This window comes from Pedobacter sp. 01T416_2 (genome assembly GCF_056398925.1).
In genome coordinates, this window is the sequence record NZ_JBFTQI010000962.1 from 1 (window position 1) to 1,990 (window position 1,990).

Below are 1,990 nucleotides of genomic sequence, written 5' to 3' on the forward strand. Positions count from 1 at the left end.
ACTTTATTATTGGTACGGTTGATATGACTGCCGATGGATCTGCATATATTACTTTATTATTGGTACGGTTGATATGACTGCCGATGGATCTGCATATATTGTTCCGGAAGATGAATTTGAGAAAGATGTTTTTGTAGCTCCACGAAAGCTCAAAAATGCGTTGCACGGTGATACCGTAAAAGCTTATGTTTTTGCGAAGAAAAGCGGCCGTAAAAATGATGGCGAAGTTGTCGAAATCATTAAAAGAGCAAAATCAGATTTTACAGGTGTAATCAAGATATCAGATCGTTTTGCATTTGTAATTGCTGATGATAAAAAAATGATGCACGATATTTTTGTGCCTTTAGCCGATACCCACGAAGCCAAAAACGGTCAGCGTGTATTGGTAACCCTCTCAGATTGGCCTGAAAGTGCAAAAAATCCAATCGGGATTGTTAAACATGTACTGGGTAACCAGGGCGAGAACAATACCGAAATGAATGCTATTTTGGCACAGTATGGTTTTCCTTTAGAATTCCCCCCTCAGGTAGAGCGCGAAGCCAATGCCATTCCTGAAGAAATTCCTGCAGCAGAAATTGCCAAAAGAAAAGATTTTAGAAAGGTATTAACCTTTACCATAGATCCGGCAGATGCGAAAGATTTCGATGATGCCATCTCTTATCAAAAACTTCCTAACGGAAACCACGAAATTGGTGTTCATATTGCCGATGTTTCACATTATGTAATCCAGGGAACCGATCTCGATAAAGAAGCGTACAGCCGTGCCACTTCAGTTTATTTGGTAGACCGTGTGATCCCGATGCTGCCAGAGCGTTTGAGTAATGGTGTATGTTCATTACGTCCACATGAAGATAAATTATGTTTTGCAGCCGTTTTCGAACTGGATGAGCAGGCCAATATTCAATCAGAATGGTATGGCAGAACAGTAATTCATTCTGACAGAAGATTTAGTTATGAAGAGGCTCAGGAAGTAATCGAAAACAAAGAAGGTGATTATGCAGCAGAAATCCTGAAACTGAACGAATTGGCTTATATCCTTCGCGATCGTAAATTCAAAAACGGGGCAATCAGTTTCGAAAGTACTGAAGTTAAATTCAAACTGGATGAATCTGGCAAACCAATTGGTGTTTATGTAAAAGAGCGTAAAGATGCGCATAAACTGATTGAAGATTACATGCTTTTGGCCAACCGTAAAGTTGCCGAGTTTATAGCCAAGAAAACTAAAGGAAAAGACAAACTGACCTTTGTTTATCGTGTGCACGATTCGCCAAATATGGAAACCCTGAATACTTTCGCAACCTTTGCTTCACGTTTCGGTTATAAAATCAATACCAAATCCGATAAAGAAATTGCCAAATCACTAAACAATTTAATGGCCGATGTAGAAGGCAAGAAAGAACAGAATATTCTAACTTCGCTGGCCATCAGATCAATGGCAAAAGCGATTTATTCTACTAAAAAAACCAGTCATTATGGTTTGGCTTTTGAATATTACACACACTTTACTTCCCCTATCCGCCGTTATCCGGATGTAATGGCGCACAGGCTTTTACAGACCTATTTAGATGGAGGTAAATCTGCTGATATGGAATTTTACGAAGTGGCCTCTGTACATTCTTCGGCAATGGAGAAAAGAGCTGCAGATGCTGAACGTGCTTCTATTAAATACAAACAGGCCGAATACTTAGAAAACAATATCGGCACGGAATATAAAGGCATTATTTCGGGTGTTACCGAATGGGGTATGTATGTTGAGATAGAAGAGAATAAATGTGAGGGCATGATCCGTTTAAGGGACATATCAGATGATTTTTATGTGCTTGATGAGAAAAACTACTGTATTGTAGGTCAACGCAAAAAGAAAAAATACCAGTTGGGAGATGAAGTGATGATCAGGGTGAAAAAAGTAGATCTTTCTAAACGTCAAATCGATTTCACCTTAATTCCAGATTAAAAATTTAAAATTGTGCCTTAAACACAGTGTTTACGC

At 38.8% G+C, this 1,990-nt stretch carries 1 pseudogene; it reads left to right on the forward strand.

Annotated features, from left to right (window positions below):
- Nucleotides 1-52: 52 nt before the first annotated feature.
- A pseudogene (rnr, locus tag AC1DPQ_RS26320) lies at nucleotides 53-1,954 on the forward strand (ribonuclease R); the annotation flags it as partial.
- Between the last annotated feature and the right edge of the window lie 36 nt (nucleotides 1,955-1,990).